Source organism: Rhizobium pantanalense (assembly GCF_030182525.1).
Lineage (GTDB): Bacteria > Pseudomonadota > Alphaproteobacteria > Rhizobiales > Rhizobiaceae > Rhizobium.
This window is the reverse complement of the sequence record NZ_JAQJCH010000026.1, coordinates 1-19,303: the sequence shown is the minus strand read 5'-3', so window position 1 is coordinate 19,303 and position 19,303 is coordinate 1. Positions and strand designations below refer to the sequence as shown.

The 19,303-nt window shown below is 56.0% G+C and carries 15 protein-coding genes; 7 read left to right on the top strand and 8 right to left on the bottom strand.

Features of this window, described 5'->3' with window-relative positions; all coding sequences use genetic code 11:
* Positions 1-15: 15 nt before the first annotated feature.
* The 4 genes from PH558_RS33585 to PH558_RS33570 all read left to right on the top strand — a co-directional run bounded on the left by PH558_RS33585 (position 16) and on the right by PH558_RS33570 (position 3,506).
* The gene (locus PH558_RS33585; protein WP_285208512.1) at positions 16-1,167 is read left to right on the top strand and encodes a class II histone deacetylase; all 1,152 of its coding nucleotides are present in this window, start codon (positions 16-18) and stop codon (positions 1,165-1,167) included.
* The gene (locus tag PH558_RS33580) at positions 1,164-1,646 is read left to right on the top strand and encodes a GNAT family N-acetyltransferase (protein WP_285208511.1); all 483 of its coding nucleotides are present in this window, start codon (positions 1,164-1,166) and stop codon (positions 1,644-1,646) included. Before PH558_RS33585 ends, PH558_RS33580 begins: the two co-directional genes overlap by 4 nt.
* A gap of 149 nt (positions 1,647-1,795) precedes the next feature.
* Positions 1,796-2,275, top strand: coding sequence for a GNAT family N-acetyltransferase (locus tag PH558_RS33575; protein ID WP_285208510.1), 480 nt, complete (start codon positions 1,796-1,798; stop codon positions 2,273-2,275).
* The gene (locus PH558_RS33570; RefSeq protein ID WP_285208509.1) at positions 2,256-3,506 is read left to right on the top strand and encodes an MFS transporter; all 1,251 of its coding nucleotides are present in this window, start codon (positions 2,256-2,258) and stop codon (positions 3,504-3,506) included. The genes PH558_RS33575 and PH558_RS33570 overlap by 20 nt, the downstream gene beginning before the upstream one ends.
* Positions 3,507-4,055: 549 nt before the next feature.
* Here the strand turns inward: PH558_RS33570 and rtcR are convergent.
* Positions 4,056-5,663 (bottom strand): RNA repair transcriptional activator RtcR, encoded by a 1,608-nt coding sequence (gene rtcR / locus PH558_RS33565; RefSeq protein WP_285208508.1) that lies wholly within the window; start codon positions 5,661-5,663, stop codon positions 4,056-4,058.
* 304 nt (positions 5,664-5,967) lie between these two features.
* On the opposite strand from rtcR, the gene PH558_RS33560 reads away from it, so the two are divergent.
* Positions 5,968-7,374 carry an RtcB family protein gene (locus PH558_RS33560; RefSeq protein WP_285208507.1) on the top strand — a complete coding sequence of 469 codons (1,407 nt, stop codon included), beginning with the start codon at positions 5,968-5,970 and terminating at the stop codon, positions 7,372-7,374.
* A 307-nt stretch (positions 7,375-7,681) separates the two neighbouring features.
* Here PH558_RS33560 and PH558_RS33555 read toward each other — a convergent pair whose 3' ends face one another.
* Complete coding sequence (locus PH558_RS33555) at positions 7,682-8,371, bottom strand: response regulator (protein ID WP_285208506.1); 690 nt, start codon at positions 8,369-8,371, stop codon at positions 7,682-7,684.
* A gap of 760 nt (positions 8,372-9,131) precedes the next feature.
* On the opposite strand from PH558_RS33555, the gene PH558_RS33550 reads away from it, so the two are divergent.
* On the top strand, positions 9,132-10,223 hold the full coding sequence (locus PH558_RS33550; RefSeq protein WP_285208505.1) for a porin: 1,092 nt from the start codon (positions 9,132-9,134) through the stop codon (positions 10,221-10,223).
* Positions 10,224-10,912: 689 nt separating this feature from the next.
* Here PH558_RS33550 and PH558_RS33545 read toward each other — a convergent pair.
* From PH558_RS33545 to PH558_RS33520, 6 genes are all read right to left on the bottom strand, one after another.
* Positions 10,913-11,863 carry a glycosyltransferase family 2 protein gene (locus tag PH558_RS33545; protein WP_285208504.1) on the bottom strand — a complete coding sequence of 317 codons (951 nt, stop codon included), beginning with the start codon at positions 11,861-11,863 and terminating at the stop codon, positions 10,913-10,915.
* Between the two features lie 490 nt (positions 11,864-12,353).
* Complete coding sequence (locus PH558_RS33540; protein ID WP_285208503.1) at positions 12,354-13,436, bottom strand: ATP-binding protein; 1,083 nt, start codon at positions 13,434-13,436, stop codon at positions 12,354-12,356.
* Between the two features lie 664 nt (positions 13,437-14,100).
* Complete coding sequence (locus PH558_RS33535) at positions 14,101-15,027, bottom strand: HlyD family secretion protein (RefSeq protein ID WP_285208502.1); 927 nt, start codon at positions 15,025-15,027, stop codon at positions 14,101-14,103.
* Positions 15,014-15,751, bottom strand: a complete 738-nt coding sequence (locus PH558_RS33530) for an ABC transporter ATP-binding protein (protein ID WP_285208501.1) — start codon at positions 15,749-15,751, stop codon at positions 15,014-15,016. The genes PH558_RS33535 and PH558_RS33530 overlap by 14 nt, the downstream gene beginning before the upstream one ends.
* 1 nt (position 15,752) lies before the next feature.
* Complete coding sequence (locus tag PH558_RS33525) at positions 15,753-16,889, bottom strand: FtsX-like permease family protein (protein ID WP_112434931.1); 1,137 nt, start codon at positions 16,887-16,889, stop codon at positions 15,753-15,755.
* A 2-nt stretch (positions 16,890-16,891) separates the two neighbouring features.
* A complete protein-coding gene (locus tag PH558_RS33520; protein WP_285208500.1) occupies positions 16,892-18,436 on the bottom strand; it encodes a TolC family protein in 1,545 nt (514 codons plus the stop codon).
* A 229-nt stretch (positions 18,437-18,665) separates the two neighbouring features.
* Between PH558_RS33520 and PH558_RS33515 the strand changes: the two genes are divergently transcribed.
* Positions 18,666-19,103 (top strand): hypothetical protein, encoded by a 438-nt coding sequence (locus PH558_RS33515; RefSeq protein WP_162718340.1) that lies wholly within the window; start codon positions 18,666-18,668, stop codon positions 19,101-19,103.
* Positions 19,104-19,303: the final 200 nt, after the last annotated feature.

Sequence of the window (19,303 nt, the reverse complement as noted above, 5' to 3'; positions counted from 1 at the left end):
GGGATGGCGATACATATGAAATCAACTGAGGATGCGCACAGCGCCACCCGGAAAACAGGACTCGTTTGGCACGAGCGCTTTATGTGGCACACGACCGGTATCGCAGGCGGCGCTATGCCGGTGGGAGGCTATATAGAGCCCGGATTGCTTCATATCGAAAGTCCAGATGCCAAGCGCCGTATCCGCAACCTGATTGAGGTGTCAGGTCTGCTACAGCACCTTCACCAGGTTCGACCGCGTGAGGCAACTGAAGAGGAAATATTAAGAGTCCACGACCGCGAATACCTTCAGCGATTGGTCGATCTGAGCGCCCAAGGATTCGGTGATGCTGGAGAAAGAGCTCCGGTCGGGCCGGGATCGTGGGCAATCGCCTGTCTCGCGGCTGGGGGATGTATTGAAGCAGCAGACGCTATCATGGCCGGACAAATCGACAACGCCTATGCGCTGGTCCGGCCTGCGGGGCACCACGCCGAGCGCGGGCGAGGACGTGGGTTCTGCCTTCTTTCGAACGGCGGAATAACGATCGAGCATTTGCGAGAGAGGCACGGCCTGAAGCGCATTGCTGTTGTGGACTTCGACGCACATCATGGCAATGGCGCGCAGGAACTGTACTTTTCCGACCCTTCAGTTCTGACAATATCGATCCACGAAGAGAGCAATTATCCTCCCAATTCCGGCGCGATCAGCGAAAATGGTGCCGGAGACGGCGAGGGTTGTAATATCAACGTTCCGTTGCCACCTGGCTCGGGACATTATGCTCATCTGGCGGCGATGGAGCGGGTCGTCTGCCCCGCACTAGAGCGATATCAACCACAGATGATCCTTGTATCAAGCGGCTTCGATAGCTGCATCTTCGATCCGCTTGCCCGTCAGATGACTATGGCTGAAACCTTCCGGCTTATGACAAGGCTGCTAGTTTCTGCCGCCGGTCGCTTGTGCGATCGGCGCCTATTGATGATCCACGAAGGTGGGTACGCCGAATTCTATACGCCATTCTGCGGGCTTGCTGTCATGGAAGAACTATCCGGCATCCAAACCGGCGTCGAAGACCCATTTGGATTTCACATCACTAAGCCGGTGCACACAATCCAGCCACATCAAGCCGCAATTATCGAGAAAGCAGCGCGGCTCGTCGACCTCATTCCGGCCATAAGGGAATTTCAATGACCAACCAGATCAACGTTCGCGCCGCCACTGATAGGGACCTCGATCTCATAACCGACCTGATCAGAGAGTTGGCGATCTATGAGAAGCTTGGAGACTCGTTTATCGCCTCTAGCGATGCGATCCGCGCTGCTCTGTTTTGTGAAAAGCCAAGTGCCGAGGTCTTAATCGGCGAGCTGAATGACGAAGCAGTCGGCTTTGCGCTTTATTTCCATAACTACTCGACCTTCCTCGGAAAGCGAGGGCTTTACTTGGAAGATCTGTTCGTCAAACCAGCGGCCCGCGGTTATGGCGTCGGCAAGCTGCTGCTCAAGACGCTAGCGAAGGTAGCGGCCGAGCGGGATTGCGGCCGAATGGAATGGTTTGTCCTCGACTGGAACACACCGTCTATCGCGTTCTACAAGTCGCTTGGAGCCGAGCCGCTCAACGAATGGACCGTGTTTCGAATGACTGCAGATAAGATCAAGGCTCTCAGCGCATAACCATGATCAAAATCACGGACAGGCAGTCAACGCGTACCGGACATATCTGCAGGCTTGCGACAAGTGCAGACCTTAGTGAGCTTACCATTCTGGAGCGATCCGCCTTCACTCGTATTGGGTCACGCTTTTATCCCTTAGCGGATGTAGAAATGGCCCTTAATACCCTTCAAGGCTTGACTCTCTCACTCATTCAAGAGGGGCATTATTTCGTCCTTGCCGACAGCGAGGGCGCAATCCTCGCCTCCGGGGGGTGGTCGCGAGCAATTCCGGACTATAAGTCACACTACAACGACCCGAATCCAGATAGGCCGACGCTCGAAAGTTTTGCAACTGTTCGCTGTGTATACGTGCATCCCGATCACGAGCGCCGCGGATATGCAAAAGAAATTATGCAGCGAATTGAAGAAGATGCTCGCGAACACAATGTGTCAGTTCTCGCTCTTAGTTCCTCTCGAACGGCGCTGGCCCTCTATCACTCCCTTGACTACACTTGTGGCGCGGTTCACATGGTGAAGTTGCCAAATGGTCGCGGAATCGAACTGCACGAGATGCACAAGGCTCTCCTAGCCTGCAGCGAGTTTCCAGCCGTCGAAGAGCAAAGGACAAAGAATGAGTGTTCTTCAAACTAACGTGAATGGTACTCGGGCACGCTTCTTCTACGGATGGATCATCGTCTGCGCAGTCTTCTTTATTGGAGGCACGGCTGCGGGAACCATCTATGCGTTTCCAGCCTATTTTGATGCGATAGCTCATGCCTTTGGTGCTAACCGCGCTCAAGTTTCCTTTGTTTTCTCGATCAGTGAATTCATTTGGTTCATGTCCGGTTTCGCCGGAGGGTTTCTATCCGACAGATATGGGCCGCGTTTGGTTGTTTTTTTTGGAAGTTTATGTATGGCCGCCGGAATGATTCTTGCGGCAAGCGCAACTTCAATGGCTACCTTGTATGTCGCCTACGGCGCAGGTGTGGGTATAGGAGGCGGCCTGATGTATATCCCTGCGATCAGTGTCGTTCAGCGCTGGTTCAAGGTGCGCCGAGGTCTGGCTTCCGGACTAGCTATCTGCGGTACGGGTCTTGGAACTCTGCTGTTTCCCCTACTGGCATCAAGGCTGGTAGAGCGCATCGGATGGGTTGAAACCCATTATGTATTTTCCCTGATTGTTATCGCAATTTGCAGCAGCGCCAGCTTCCTTCTCGTATCTCATCCAGAAAAAAAAGGGTTCGGCCCCGATGGAACCTTGCCTGCGATCGTTAGTCTGCAGGGAACCACCTCGTCAGGACTGTCGCTGAAGCAAGCCATTAGGACCAGACCATTCTGGCATCTTTTCGTCGCGAGCCTGTTATCTTCTTCGGCGGTTTTCACCACCTATGTTCATCTGGTGCCATACGCGCTGGACAATCACAATCCCAGCTATTGGAGCTTCGCTCTTATTGGATTACTGGGACTGGCAAGCATAGTCGGCCGTTTCTCGTTTGGCGGATTCGCCGATCGCCTAGGCCGTCGGCGCACACTTGCTGTGATGTTTGTGGGCTTGGGCCTTTCTATGTTTTGGTGGTTGGTCGCTTCCCCGCATATTATTAACCTAATGATTTACGCGTTTGTATTTGGAGCCTTCTACGGTGGTTATATCGCCATTCTTCCCGGACTTTGCATGAGCTATTTCGGAGGCCGGCAGATATCAGGCATCATCGGAGCACTTTATACATCCTGGGGATTCGGTGCCCTCCTCGGGCCGCCATTGACAGGTGTCATGTTTGATTTTTATCATACCTATGCCTACGCTATTATCTTTTCGATATTGCTTCTGCTGATTGCCGCTGTTAGCTGCATCACAGTCACTGATCCCAGCGATGACTACTAAAAGTTTATGCTTTCCGCTCCCAAAATCATGAAATAGATCGTATTTACAGTGCCGAAGAGTGTCTGTCCGCGGATTAATGACTTGCATTGGCATCCATATGTACGTGATGTCCCCCACGGCGATGCGGGACCGCCCGACATGCTCCGTCGCAATGAATATCGGTGAAACTAGAACTATTACATGTCGTTTAGGCGCACGCGGAGACAATCCGCAGCGCGGAGCCCGACTAGAATCCCTGGATCGTGTTCTTTTTGAGAGCCCTGCATCGGCACAAGACCCGGCTTGAGAAGAAAATGGAGCGCAAGCACATTATCTTCGCCGATATGCCGGAATTATCCGCCACATTGCTCGTGTGGGCGCGCGAGTAAGGGCGGATTGCGGTCGCGGAGACTGGCCGGATCAGCGATGCAAGCCGTGACACCATTACGGATCATCTCAAGGTCAAGGGCACCTCACCCCGCACGGTGCCGGCGGCGGCAGGTACGGTCTTGTTTAGATCAAGCTCACCTTTCGGGATTTTGGAGGGAAGCTTCACCGAGCCCGCGGTCGTTACCGTAGCTTGACATCCTCAAATCTGATGCCGAAACGTGCGAGGTATTTCGTCAGACGATCTGCGTCATTGCTGCTTTTCTTTTCCAATCGCGAGACGGCGAATAAGGCTCTGCCGGCGGCGCTCGCCGTTGCATGTTCCCGGCAGGCTTGAAGAACGGTTGCAAGCTGCACCGCATCGAAACGATCGAGGCGGGCGGCAGCTTCTGCGCTCAACACATCTTCGATAATGGCATCCGTCCCATCATCATCATCGGCCGCGCGGCGCCAAAACGCATTGAGGCGCTTGATTTCGTCGTCGACGACCTCGGTCGTGATACGCCCATGCGGCGCGAGTGTCGCCATGCGCGTCACCGAAGCTGACAGGTCGCGGAAATTGGCGCTCCAGACAGCTTGAGGGCTGGTCGCGAACGTCAGATAGCGCTCCCGCGCCTCCTTGTTGAAGGTGATATTCTCGCCTTCCCGCTCCAGATACCGTCTGAGTTCGAAATCGAGATTGGGTTCTATATCCTCTTTACGCTCGCGTAGTGCCGGCAGCTGGAAGGTCCAAAGATTGAGCCGGGCGTAGAGGTCTTCGCGGAAGCGTCCCTTACGAACATCTTCGCCGAGATCGCGGTTGGTGCCGGCAAGCAGTTGGAAGTCTGCAGCAACCTCACGGTCGGCGCCGACAGGCAGAAACCTCTTATCTTCGATCGCGCGCAGGCACATGGCCTGCTCGTCGAGGCCGAGTTCGCCAATCTCATCAAGGAACAGGACGCCCTTGTCGGCGGATTTCAGAAGGCCCGCACGCTCGCTGGCGGCACCTGTAAAGGCGCCCTTCACATGGCCGAACAGCGCCGACATGGCCTGGTCGCCACGCAATGTCGCACAGTTGACTTCGACGAACGGGCCATTGATTTTCCGTTGCGCCTTCTTCAGCTCGTAAATCCGGCGGGCAAGCTGCGACTTGCCGGCTCCCGTCGGTCCGGTCAGAAGAACCGGTGCACTCGACCGGATCACCACTCTCTCGATCTCGTCGATCATCCTGTTGAAAGCGGCATTGCGGGTCGATATGCCAGACTTCAAAAAGGAGGCTGCATCCGCCCGCTCAGAGGCAAAACGCTTTGCGATCTCGTCGTAACGGGAAAGATCCAGATCGATAATCCGGTGGGTGCCGACGACATCCTGTTCGCCCTCCCGATCGCGTGGCGGCGAAAGCTGCAGCAGTCGGCCAGGAATGATGCGCGCCTCGGTCAGCAGGAACCAGCAGATCTGCGCCACATGTGTGCCGGTGGTTATGTTGATCAGATAATCTTCCGTATCGGGGTCGAAGCTGTAGTCGCGGGCAAAGTCCCTGAGGTTTGTGTAGACCTCGGAAAAATCCCAGGGATCGCGGAAGTTGATGACATTGCTGCGCACCTCCGTTGCCGGCGAAACTGTTCCTATGTCGGCGATGATGCGATGGCTGAGCGGCTGTGCATGATTGTCGTGGATCAATTCCAGCCGGTCAATGAAGAGCCCCGGCTGCTGACAGAGAGCGACGGTGGGCCGCCAGCGGCTCCAGCGATTGTCCCATTTGCCCGAATCGAGGGTCGTTCCCAATATGCTTATGGCGACGCGCCGCTTCATGGTTTATCCAAAATTATAGTTTCCTAGATGGTTAGATAATACCTTTCAAACATCAGATCTCGCAACCGCAGAGCTCCCCCGCGGCCACAGAACTTTTTATCTTGTTAAAACAATAGGATACAAGAAACATTCTCGCTACTCACGCTCATTTCTTCAAACTGGCACGCTACTTGAAATGTATCTGGCACGAACGAAACAAGAGGTGCCGTTATGGCCTCCTGCTGCGTTCGTCACCCAAGGGGTGCCTAAAGAGAAACGATCTAACAGAAGGACTGCAGACGCAGAAAAGACAATGACAACGGTAATGAGCGGACAGGATTTGATCGACGCTGGCATGAGCCAGGGAAAGTGGTTCCGCCCAGCCCTCGACGCCGCCAACGCGGTTTTGGGCAAGGGCGGCTCGATGGTGGATGCTCTGGAAGCGGCAAAGGCTTTCGAGCCTGGCCCGACGCTCCCCTTGCGGGCCGATAACGATATCGAGATCTATTCGAACATCCGCGCCGAGAACGCTTTCGAACAGGACAATGTCGAAAAGGTACACGCGACGATGCGAGCTTTGGTGCGCACGCCTGTCGTCCGTTCCGCGGCTATCATGCCGGACGCCTGCCCGGCGGGTCCCGTCGGCACGATCCCGGTCGGCGGTGTGGTGGCTTCCGAAGCGATCCATCCCGGCATGCATTCGGCCGATATCTGCTGCTCGATGGCGATCTCGATCTTTCCAGGCGTCGATCCGAAATCGCTGCTGGACGCGGTGCACTCCGTGACGCATTTCGGTCCGGGCGGCCGTCCGCGTGGCGCGCAGTTCCAGCCTTCGGAGGCGACGCTATCGGCTTTCGAGCAGAACCCATATTTGCAGAGTGCTACGCTGAATATCGGTATCGAGCACTTCGCGACCCAGGGCGATGGTAATCATTTTGCCTATGTCGGCACGATGAAGTCGACCGGTGAAACGGCGCTCGTTACCCATCATGGGTCGCGAGCTCCGGGAGCACGGCTCTACGACAAGGGCATGAAGGTCGCCAATCGGTTCCGCGAACAGCTCTCGCCCGAGACCCACCCGGAGAATGCCTGGATCCCGGCTGATACCGAGGAAGGCGACCTCTACTGGTCGGCCTTGCAGACGATCCGCCAATGGACGAAGGAAAATCACTATATCCTTCACGACATGGCGGCGGAAAAATTCTCGGTCAAGGTCGCCGATCGCTTCTGGAACGAACACAACTTCGTCTTCCGGAAGTCTGATGGGCTGTTCTATCACGGCAAGGGCGCGACGCCGGCGTTTGACAACTGGGCACACGATGCGACCGATCTAACCATCATTCCACTCAACATGGCGGAACCGGTGCTGATCGTTCGCGGAACGAATGCCGCTCATGGTCTCGGCTTCTCGCCGCATGGCGCGGGCCGCAACATCTCGCGCAGCGCGCATATGCGGCAGCTGTCGGCGGAGTACGGAGCGGATTCGCGTGGGCTCAGCCCGAACAACATCGCGGCAATCCTGCAGAAGGAGACCAGCGGCCTCGACGTGCGCTTCTTCTCCGGCTTTGCCGACGTGTCGGAACTACCGAGTGCCTACAAGAGCGCCGCCAATGTGCGGGCGCAGATCGAGCACTATGGCCTTGCCGAAGTGGTCGACGAAGTGATCCCGTTCGGGAGCATCATGGCCGGCGACTGGCAGAAGAATGCACCTTGGCGGAAGAAGCGCCGGTAAGCATGGGGAAGGCAACCAGGTTTGGTTGCCTTCCCTCGAACGCACTATATCTGCGCCCGCCGCAATGGAGCGAGTTTATCTTCTGGCACTTTGGCTGTCTCGGTCGCATTAGAGTACTGCATACCTGTAAACGTGCGCGGGGTGGTTCACCCTGTTTGATGTGAAAGGATGCGAACCAACGAGCCTTTCTGAATTTATCTAATCTGCTGAACCAAATGCCTTTTGCGGGATAAGCTTCTGCTATGGAACATTCTAACGAGAGACAGCAATTTATCTGGCTTGCATCGAGGAGCCAGCCATTCCGCGTTCAGGATTCCGCCGACAATCTGTAACCGACACCACGAACACCGGACATCATTCCATGCACACCCGCCTGTTCAAGCTTCTTGCGGAGATTGCTGGCGTGACTGTCTACGGTGCGATCGAGCGCGTCCCCGCCCGGGAGGCAGGCGTCCACGAGTTCACCGCGTGTGTAAACCCTTGTGGGCGCCCTTGCCATATGCGCGAGTAGCCGGAACTCGGTAAGAGTGAGCGGAATAATCGTCGTACCGGCGTCGGTTTCAATCTTCGCCTGATAGCTTTCAAGGTCGATCGTGAGAGGATTAACGCGAAGCATTCGAACCGCGCTGGCCATCCCGACGCGGCGGAGGATCGCTTTCACACGAGCGACGACCTCTACTGGATTAAACGGCTTCACGATGTAGTCATCGGCACCCACACGCAAGGCTTGCAGCCGGTCGATGTCCTTGTCAAGCGCGGTGGCCATTACGACTGGCGTATCGCCTCTGCGACGGATTTCCGCCAGTACGCCCCAGCCATCAAGGCGTGGCATGGCCACATCCAGAAGCACCAAATCGGGTTTTAGCGTCTGATGCAGGTCGACTGCTATCCTTCCGTCGGCTGCTCGAACTGTTCTGAAGCCTTCGCGGGTCATGTAGACGTCGAGAATATCTGCAATTTCTGCATCATCTTCGGCGATGAGGATAAGAGCATTCATTAATATCAGCCACCACTTTCAGAAATCGTGTGATCCGATGACATAATGAACCTGCTACGTCGAGAGGTCTTCGCGACCGTACACCAAACCTCCATGATATCTCTATTGTTCCTCAATGGTTTAAACAGGGGTTCCCTTGCTGCTGCCGTGAAGAATGGCGCCGCTCGCAACGAACTCTCCGTGTCAGCACAGCGTGACCACGGTTGCGGGCGCTGCCCGGTCTGAAATGGCAGGCATCAATTGACCTTGCTGACACCTTTTAAGCCGTGGTTGCATGCACGCCTTTTTTTGCAACAGGCTGCAGCCGGCGAGACAGCTAGCTTAAGCCAACTTGAGGGTCACGTTTCCAATCGCAATCGAGAATAAAGCGGAGGCGCCACGCCGCGTACCCGGTTGAAGTTGGTCTGTACGCTCTATCACCAACTCTCCAGCGGCGAGAGCTAACTGCCTTTCCTATTGATCTGAAACCGCGATCGACGTGGCAAGCCGGCACCATGTGATCGATGCCTCGATGAATGCTCAGCACGACCTCCACGATCTCCCAACATGGGCAGCCAATAGAGATGCACGACTAGAAACGAGTCGCGATCGGAAAGGGAGCCAGAAGAACAGGCGATGTCCCCTCAAAGCGCGAGACGCGACCCGCGGTTCCAAGTCGTGTCTCCGCTTCGGGCGGGAAAGAAAGAAGTGCGTCGGGGCTCAATCGCTTCGCTCGAAATGGGCTGGGTGATCCCAATAATCGACAATGAGGAGTAATTGAATGAACTTAAAGAGGCTTTTAATCGGCTCGGCCGCCGCCTTCACGGTGACATCCGCCGCTCAGGCAGCGGACGCGATTGTGGCGGCCCAACCTGAGCCCGTGGAGTATGTTCGCATTTGCGACGGTTATGGCGCCGGATATTTCTTTATTCCTGGCACTGAAACCTGCCTCAAGCTCGGCGGCCAGGTTCGCACGGAGGGCAAATGGAATGATGCCTACAATCCCGATAGCAAGAACGGCACGCTCTGGCACACTCGCGCCGAACTCAGCATCGCCACGGCTACCGACACCGAATATGGTCCGTTGAAGACCAATGTGCTGCTCCGCTGGGATTGGCAGGAAGGTGGTCCCACAACGACGAACATGAAGACCGCGAATATCAGCTTGGGCGGCTTCCTCGTCGGCAAAGCCGACTCCCAGTTCAATAGCTTCATGGGTTATGCCGGCGATGTCATCAACGATGACGTGGTCTATACCGGACCGTACGAACTCAATCAGTTGACCTACAATTACGACGCCGGCAATGGCTTCACAGCCGTCGCCTCGGTGGAAGACAGCAATTCGAGCGGCGCTGGCGCTTCCTATGGCGCGAGCTGGTGGAAGGATGACAAGCGCAACCACTATGCTCCCGATGCCGTTGCCGGTGCCGGCTTCAGATCCGGCGCCTGGGGCTTTAAGGTCGTCGGCGGCTATGACTCGATCGCCGAAGCAGGCGCGGTCAAGGCGCGTATCGATGCGGATTTCGGCGTGTTCACAGCCTTCCTGATGGGCGGGTGGAATACGGACGGTAACAAGCTGAACAAATATGCCGGCACGAACGTCGCGCGATCGGCTTGCCCGACGGGCCGGCCGGATTTATGTGGCTGGGGTGACTGGGCTGTCTGGGGTGGCGTCGGCGTTCCGATCAACGAAAAGCTCAAATGGAATGTCCAGCTGGCCTACACAGATTCCAAGATCTTCTCGGCAACGACGAACATCCGGTGGAGCCCGGTCAAGAACCTGCAGGTTACACCAGAACTGTCTTATACCAACTTCGATTCTGTAAATCGGGATCAGTGGTCCGGTATCTTGCGGTTCCAACGGAGCTTCTAATTCGAAATTACTCGGAACGCCTGGTACCGAGTAAGGAGGGGCCTGATGTTACCGATCATATCAGGCTCCTCAAATTGATCGGTTGACCTCCGATCAGTGCGGGAGGGACCCGCCGCCCTCGGGTCCTTCCCTTTAAGTTACATCTTCCATCGACGCAGGTCTGTGCCATATACGGCACATATATTCATTGTGGTATCCCGCTAGATATGTTGAAGCGTAGAGGATGATGGTGGCGTGAATATCCATGATATCACCCGTGAGGCTCTTTGGCGTAGATTTGCACAATCGTGCTATCTAATTCGACATAAGCAGGGTCGATTGCAAACGAGAGATATCGTACGACGATATATATCGCGGAATTTATAGACTGGTGCGAAGATATTATAGGCTGCTCCAGTCTGACCAAGCGATGAGATTCCTCTATACGGTCGAAAGCAAAGTATTATAAAATTGCCTGCTTACAGGCAGAGACATTATAGACATGTGAAACAGCGCATGCTTATCCGTAGAGCAATATCAATAGATCACGATATCAAACTCGCGATTTAAGGAATGTTAGGTTCCTCATTCGAAAATCAACGAAATCACTGCTAGCCGTGCGGTTCAGCGAAGGTACAAAGCGGCGTTAAATGGGTGGTCTATAAGGCCAAAAGATTAACGCGTTTCAGAGTTCCGCCCGTGCGGAGAGCTTAGGAGCCACTGGTTATCCGATAGTGCAGTGAGATACGTCCGACATGCCCTTGAAGCAGGCCGACTATGCTGCCAAGGCAGGAAGCCGCGCGCACCAATGTCCCCCCACCCGTCAGCGGTGCGGCAAGAAGAGAAAGGCCCAACGTGCATACTCGGCCCGATATCGAGATAAGCAAGCGCATCGTCCCCCTCTTTGATCGCAGGGCATTTTTCCTCGCAATCAACGTGCTGCTATGATCCCGAGAGCGGCGGTATTGATAGTAAAGTGTCAGGCGCTCGACAGGAACCGTCTCGTAGGCGATGGCATGGGGTGTCCAGCTCGTGCGCGCGCCGAGCTTCAACGCATCGACCCACAATTGCCAATCCTCACCGCCTGCCAAGCCCAGTGTGTTGTCGAAACGAAGGCCAGTGCGACGAAAGAACCCAAGCCTTCCCATCCAGCTGCCTGTCGCCAGCTTGATGTGTCTGGCTTCGCCCCTTTCGAAAACGCGGAAGGACTTCGCTTCACTTTTGCGATTGATTCTGTTCATTCCTGACCAAACGATCCTGTTCCACAAGGAAGAACCTGCCGGGGGTGGCGCGAACCTGACGGGTGATGCGACAATATCGAAATCCTGAGCATCTCGCGCGGCAAGCAATTGCACGAGCCAGTCTTCCTTGACGATCTCATCATCGTCAGCGAACGTCAGCACGTCGCCACCTGCCGCAAGGGCGACTTCCAGAGCGCGGTTGCGCGCGAAAGCGATCCCCAGGCGCGTCTCAAGTTCATATTGAACGCTCGAATGTGGGATCTGCTTCCGGAAATCCTCGATCATTTGGGATAACGACGCCGCTTTGGCGTTCTCGACAATGATGAAATGAAGATGAACTCCGTCGGGCACATACATCCTGCTGTAGGATTGAAGGAGGTTCGAAAGCATTTGAGGACGGGCGCGAGTAACGGTCGCCACGCAGATCGTTCGTTTGCGATTAGCTGGCGCTTCAGGGACGGATGGCAACACGAGGATCTACCCGAATACGCATTTGTACAATTCACCGATCCGGCTATCCGTCTGGCACGGTAGCAACAGCATGTCGCCTTCAGGTTTTGCACTCCCGTTGAAGGTCGTGACGACGCTGAAGTGACGCAGAGCGGCCCTTCGATGATCAACTGAGTATGTTCTACTCGCTCCCAAAATCGTCTCCCACGTGAGTGATAACGTCTGGGTCGAGTTCAAAGCACCGCTATATCCAGATTGTGCGAAAACGATGTGGACACTGCGTAGAGGATAAAGTCGCGCGGTAGCTTATCGCCTCAGAAGCTAGGATATCATTACGGCACTTGGACGCCGTCGGAGCCAAGGCAGCCTGTTCGTCCAACCACGACGTCGGATCGGCTCAATGACAGTTTCATCGCCTCCTACCGGCGACCACGACACCTCTATAAGAGCAATCAAACGATCATGACCGAGGACGCTCTTTTCCGAGAGTACTTATCGACGGCAACCGGATCTCGATTGCTAAGCCAGGGCCTGGCTGATCCACAATGAGCGCCTCGCCACCATGAGCCCTCGCTATTCCTTGTACGACGGAAAGGCCTAGGCCTGACCCGCCTAGAGCTCTGGCTCGGGATTCATCGGCTCGCCAAAATCGCTCGAAGGCTCTCTCCCGCCCCACATCTGTTAATCCGGGTCCATTATCCGCAATCCGGATGAAAGCGTAATCTGGCATCTGCCCAGTATGCAACTCGACCTTGCTGCCCGGCGCATATCGGCGGCAGTTCTCAAGCAACGCCAGAACGGACTGCCGTATCTTCGTTCGGTCAGCCAGGCAAATCGCAGGCGTGAGATGCTCCTCCGATACGATGTCAACGCGCTCCAATTCTTCAGTCACGGACGTACGCACGCCTTTCACCTCGCTCGCAAGATCAATTGTGTCGAGGTCGAGATGCAATTTTCCAGCGCTGCTGAGCGCAAGTGTGCGCAGCTCCTCCACGATCATCGATAAGTCATCTACATGCGCGATTAGCCGGGTATACAGTTCCGAGCTCGGTTCAAATGCCCCGTCAAGCAGCCCTTGCAGTCGGCCGCGAAGAATAGTCAATGGAGTGCGCAGCTCGTGGGCAATAGACGAATTGGAATATTTGAGTTCCATTTCAGCTTTGCTCAGGCGTTCCGCCATTGAATTGAAGTCCTCCACCAAAGCGTGGGCCTCGTGAGAGGCGGATCGCACCCTTGGTGCTCTCGCCGTGAAGTCGCCTTCCGCTATCGCGCGCGCGGCAGAGGCGACAGCTTCCAGGGGCTCGACAATTGTCTTCGTAAGGCGCCAGCCTGCGATCGAGGCTACCATGAGTCCGATCGCGAGTATCACTCCTATCAAAGCCAGGTCACCGATCGACCACCTGCTCTCGTCGATAATTTCTGGATAAAGCCACGGCTCTACCCAGGTATAATAAACCGTCAGCCCCAGATAGGTGATGATGAATGCAATTAGCGCCACGATAAGCATCGCTTTGACGATGTGCCCGTTCAGTCTTTTAATCATTGCGATCGCTCATTTATTTTAGAAGGCTGCTGGGTACTCAGGAATGCCCCTGACGGCTCATGCTTGCAACCATTTACCGTTATGTCGAGCCTTTCAAGGTCATTTGGGCTTCGGAAAGCGCTCCCGATTTCAATGCGCCGCTCCACCAAATCGCAACATCTTCATATCGCGACCTCCACAATTCTGGTCTTAAACAGGCAAAAAAGTTGAGTGGACAATATGTTTCGATTTTTGCCTGGCGTTTTTTTGGTTGCGACTCTATGCGGGGTGGCCCTCTCCATGCTTCTTGTCATATCTCCGGCCGGGAGCTGAGAGCAGCGACATATGAGACCTTGAGCTCGCCTGAATCATCTGAAACCGCGAGCAGAAGCATATCTGCAAGGTGCGGCCGATTGAATTGCCCACGCCTTGCCAAGGGTTGCTTTCCCACCAGCTTCACATCCGCATCGCCACGCTGACGTTCGTTTCGACCATGTACCTGCCGCTATCATTGAGAACCGGCTACGCAACGAGAAGAACAAAATGGAAGCCCGAACTCCGCTGGCGAACGTTGCGGCGATCATAGCTCAAGAGCTCTTCCGCAACACGAATTCGTGAAACTTTTCGCGTTGACGACGTTCGGATGAACCAGACGCGTTCCCAATACGCTGGGCGTATGACTCCCTCATTTCAGAACTCGGACAACGACGCGCTGTCCAATCGCCAAAGGGGCATCGGATGCAACGGTGATGATGCAGTTTGCCGTACGTATATCGCTGCGTTCCCCCGGGTTTTCCGTCGTTTTCGCATGTGTCAATACTTTGGACACTCGGTCGATCCGCCCCGAAACGGTTTGCGTGGAGCGCCCCTCAGGGACGATCTCCACGGTCATGCCGGGACCGACAAGGTTGAGATATTCTTCCGGAATGTCTGCGCGCACGATTTTCGGCCCATCCGGCAACAGGATAAACATCTCACTCATCGCCTGGGATGAAACCGCCTCGCCGGCCTTCACCGCCTGGCGTATGATGATGCCGTCGGCCGGCGCCTTGATTTCGCGCAGGTTCACCTCGCGTTTGGCCATTTCGAGACGTTCGCGCGCGATATTCAGAGCCGTCGCAGCCGAGTTGGTTTCGATAGCCTGCGTCTCATAGTTGTTGCGCGCATCTTCGAGCGCCTGATCGGAAACGGCTTTGCCGGCGGCGGCGCGGCGCATTCTTTCATAGGTCTTGGAAAGGTTCCTTTCCTTGATTTCGAGGAGCTTATGATGATCTTCGGCCTGGGAAACCTCCTGCTCGGCGATGCGAACCGCAGCTTCCTCCTGCCTTCTGTCGAGAAGGACAAGGACATCCCCCTTGCGCACATACGCTCCTTCCCTTGCCGGCACGTCGGCAACGATCCCGTCGCGAACTGCCGTTATTCGATAAAGCCCCCCTTCGACATCGACTGTTCCGCGTGCAGCGGCGGTGATTGCCGGCGCGATGCGTTCGGCAGCATCCGAGCTTTCGTCCGCCTTCGGGACGCCGACGGCAATCCATAAAATGCCCAGTGTCAGGGACGAACCCAATAGGCCGGCCGCCCAAAGACGGCGTGAGCGTTTAGTGTGATCCATGCCAGTACTCTCGTGTATCGGTGTTTCGCCCGGAGGCGGGCCGTTCCTCAGACAGCAGTCGCCCGTCCTCCATCCTGAGGAGGCGATCTGCTTTCGAAAACAGACGGCTATCGTGCGAGACGCACAGAACCGCCGTTCCCAATTGTCTGGCCGTGTCACGCAGGATCTCGACGATCCTCAATCCATTGCTGCTGTCGAGAGCACTCGTCGGTTCATCCGCAAACAGGATGGCGGGCTCCTTGACGATGGCTCTCGCAATGGCAACGCGCTGTTTCTCGCCGCCGGACAGATGCGAAGGTCGCAAATGCTGGCGGTGCAGCAGGCCGACGCGCTCCAGTGCCGCAAGCGCCCGGGCTCGTGCCTCGGCTTCCGAAACCTTCAGGTAATCCAGCGGCACCTGAACCTGCTCAAGCGCGGAAAGCGCCGGAAACAGATTGAAGCCCTGAAAGATAAAACCGCAGCTTCTCAGCCGAAACGCATCTCTCTGCGCGTCCGTCGAGGAAGAGAGATCGGTTTCGCCGGCGCGAAGCTGCCCGCTGTCGGGTTTGGTCATGCCGCCGAGCGTGGCCAAAAGCGTGCTCTTGCCGCAGCCGGAAGGGCCGCTGAGGACAGCGAATTCACCACGATACATCTCGACGGAAATATCGACGAGCGCGTTTGTACGAACGCCCTGGACGGTGAAGGATTTATGGAGATTGAGAGCTGTGATAGCAGATCGCATCATATCATCTCAACAAGGAAGCTGGGTCTGCCTGACGCAGGCGATGAATCGAAAGAAGACAGGCAAGTACCGCCACGACGAGAACAACGAGCGAGGCGAGAAGAATGACGATGCCGTCAAGCACGAAAGGAACCTTGTAGATCTGCGCAATGAGGGCGATGAGAAGGCTTAATACGCCGCTGATGATCAGGCCGGAAACACCCACCCACGCTGCCTGCTCGGCAACAATGGTTCTCAACTCTCCAAAGGGCACACCGAGCGCGCGAAGCGTGGCATATTGCGGAAGCGCGCCTGCGACTGCCGCCATGAGGGTCTGGCTGGTTATCAGCGCTCCAATGGTTGCGGCTATCAGCGTTGCAAAGATGAACGCAATACCGGCACCGGAATCGAACAGCATATAGCTGGTCGACATGCTCGCAAGCCTCCCGGAAGGCCAGATTTCGAAGTGGTCGGCAGAGGCTCGTTGATTAAGACGCCTGATCACGCCCGCAGACTTATCGCCCGTTTTGATATCGAACAGGAAATAGGTGGCGGCACCATCGGTAGGCAACGATTGGTCGAGCACGCGCGCCGTATCGAGCGAACCGACGACGTTCACGCCGCCCAGACCGCGAAGCCCGTCGATGAGGCCAACCACGCGTACGGCATGACCGTTCACCTCCGCCACATCTCCGGGTTTGGTAGAGAGCTTGTCGCCATCGGATGCGTCCACGACGACGGCGCCGGGCTCGCGCAGTTGGCTGCGCAATCCTGCTGGAACGACCTTGGCCAGCCCGGCACTGCTGACCTCAGTATCGATGCCTATGATCGTGACGCTGACGCCACCATTGCCTCCGGTGGCGCGCCAGTCGCCGGATCCAAGCAGCAGCGGCTCGATATGGGACACAAGAGGCTCGGAATAGAGGCTTGTCAGCACGCGAGCTTTTACCGTTCGCCCGAGTTCGACGCTTTGCGTGCCGGGATAGCCGGCCCAGTAATCGGCGGTCGATTGCGATACATAAAGCGAATTCGCACTCACGATCCCAAGCAGGAGCGCTCCCTGGGCCGTCATGAGAAGCCCGGAAAAGGCAACGGCCGCAACGGCCGGCAAGAAGCGCCGCCATTCATAGATGAGGGTTTTGCGCGCGATCGGAACCGGCATAACTACATCCGCCTTTCCGGTGCAAGGAGGGGGGAGCCCTGCTGCGCGGTACCCGTTGCCTTGTAGAAAGCGATGAGGGCGCGGGCTTCATCTTCGATACTGTCCGTCAGTGACGCTCGCAGCTCCAATATGTCGAGCGCGCCCCTGATGGACTTCGATTTATCTTCCAGGCCTTCTTGAACGAGCTTCTCAGCGCTGTTGCGCACCATCGTCGCTCCCTTCAACCTCGATCTTAGCAGCGCCGTTTTTTGTCGTGCGGCATTGAACTCACGCAGCGCTCTTGAGGCTTCCTCATAGGCAACGAGAACGGCCTGTCTGTATGCCAAGCCCGCTTCCCGAAATTTGGCTTCGCTCGCCGCGACAACGTCTTTGCGCCGGCCCAGATCGAACAGCGGAATTTGCAGCGATGGGCCGCCTGAAGCGCCAAACAAAGAGCGTTCAATCGGGGCGCCAATCCCTATCGTGCCGGAAAGGCGCAGTTTCGGATAAAGATCGCTTTTCGCAATGTCGACCTGCGCGCCGGCCTGGGCGACCGCGAATTCGGCTCGCCGTACATCGGGTCGCGAGCGGAGCAGATCTGCGGGGCGGCCTTCCAGCAGACTGGCTTGGACGGTTGGCTGCGGCTGAGGTTTAAGGAGGTCTGCCGACGGCGTGGACGTTCCTTCGAGGGCCGCAATTTGCTGGACTGAGGTGGCGATCTCGTTTTCCAACTCGACGAGCCTCGATCTGGCAGTGTCGATGACCGATTTCTGCAGTTCCACGTCGGATGCAGTGGCTAGGCCGACTTGCTCCTTGACGTTTGCCAGTCTGGAATTCCTCTCCAACAGGCTGATCATCTCGGCAGTGTCGGCGCGACGCCTTTGAAGTGCACGAAGATGAACATAATTTGTGGCGATTTCGGCTGTCACCGCCAATTTTGCCGCCGCCAGATCCTCGGAAGCGATCTGCGCGTTCAAATCGGCCGATTTCTGGACCTGCCTGTCTTGTCCAAAAAGAGCGACCTCCCAGCCTGTCTCGAGATTCAATTGCAATGGACGCCGCGTGAAATCATTGTTCACCCGTGGACCGGTTGCAGCATTTGCAATCCCGGTTGCTCCCAACTCGGGCCGATAGCCGGAAAGCGCCGAATGCGCCATCGCTCTTGCTGCCGCAAGGTTCTGCTCGGCCTGCGCAACTGTCAGGTTGCTGTTCGCAGCACGAGAAACAATTGACGACAACATCTGGTCGTGAAAGCCTTCCCACCATGCCGAGGCCCTTGCGCCCGTCTTGGAGCTGCCGGGCGATGCCCCCGCATAGGCAGAAGGCAGGGGCGGAGGCGCCGCAGGTGGAGATAGATCCATCGTTTGACAGGCAGGCAGAGCCAGTCCCAACATCAGCATCGACAAGATGATGTGCGAGCACCTGTGTCCGCGCTTTGGTATATCGGAACTGTTACTTTGACACATGCCGTGCAGTCGGCACACAATACTATAAGATCTGCCGATCATGATCCCGTCACTAAGTATCCCGTCGCTAAGCGATCCATTTCGTAACCATTGCGGTCGCACTTTGTGGCTGATCGCATAACGAAAAGCTCAGCAACGCCGCCTGTGAAATAGCCTGGTTCCGTGCAGGTTTCGTGGAGATTGCATACAGATTGAGTGAAGACGGCACATAGGCAGTCGATGTTCAATCATGAATTACTCTGCAGACCCTCAAGCAAACATCCACGCTACGTCCACACAATCATGCTGAACTGTGTCGCTTATCGCGTGGCCGATACTGTTGGACAGGAATATGGAAAAATCAGGCGAGTCCGAAATATTGAAGCTCCTCAGAGGAATTCTCCGAGACGGCGTCTATGAAGTAGACGACTACGCTAATATCGACCGCAAGACGATGGGAGTTCTGGCTCAAGCTTTGAGCCTTCGGGTGATCAGGGCGGATCGCATCGATTGGGACGGTGGTGTGCGTTTTCTACTGACCGACGACGGCCGTCGTGCCCTCGGTTTGCAGATAGACTGGTGGATGCCCGAAGACTTGCGAGAAAAAGTCCTCCCGGAAACGGAGAGGACATTAAGCACCCAATCCTGCGACGCGCTCATTTATGCAACGACAACCAGGCCTTCTTTGCGACGCAGCCAAGGCAGCCCTATGATCGAACATATGCCAACAACCTGCCTGATCGGGGTGGTCTGCGGCATCATGCTGATGCTCGTGATGGCTTTCGCCTAGTTCTCATTCAATTTGAATGCACCATATAGTAGCAATTTGAACGAGTTGCTCCTGCGGCCTAACGAAAAGAGCCGGCTGCAATGCCGAAGGAATCAAAACTGAAAGAACATCACGGACAGGGCGACGAATGCGACGATGGTGGTCGACCAGATGATCTGCCTGTTGAGGCTGTTGCTAACCGAAATCGCCAAGGCGGTAAC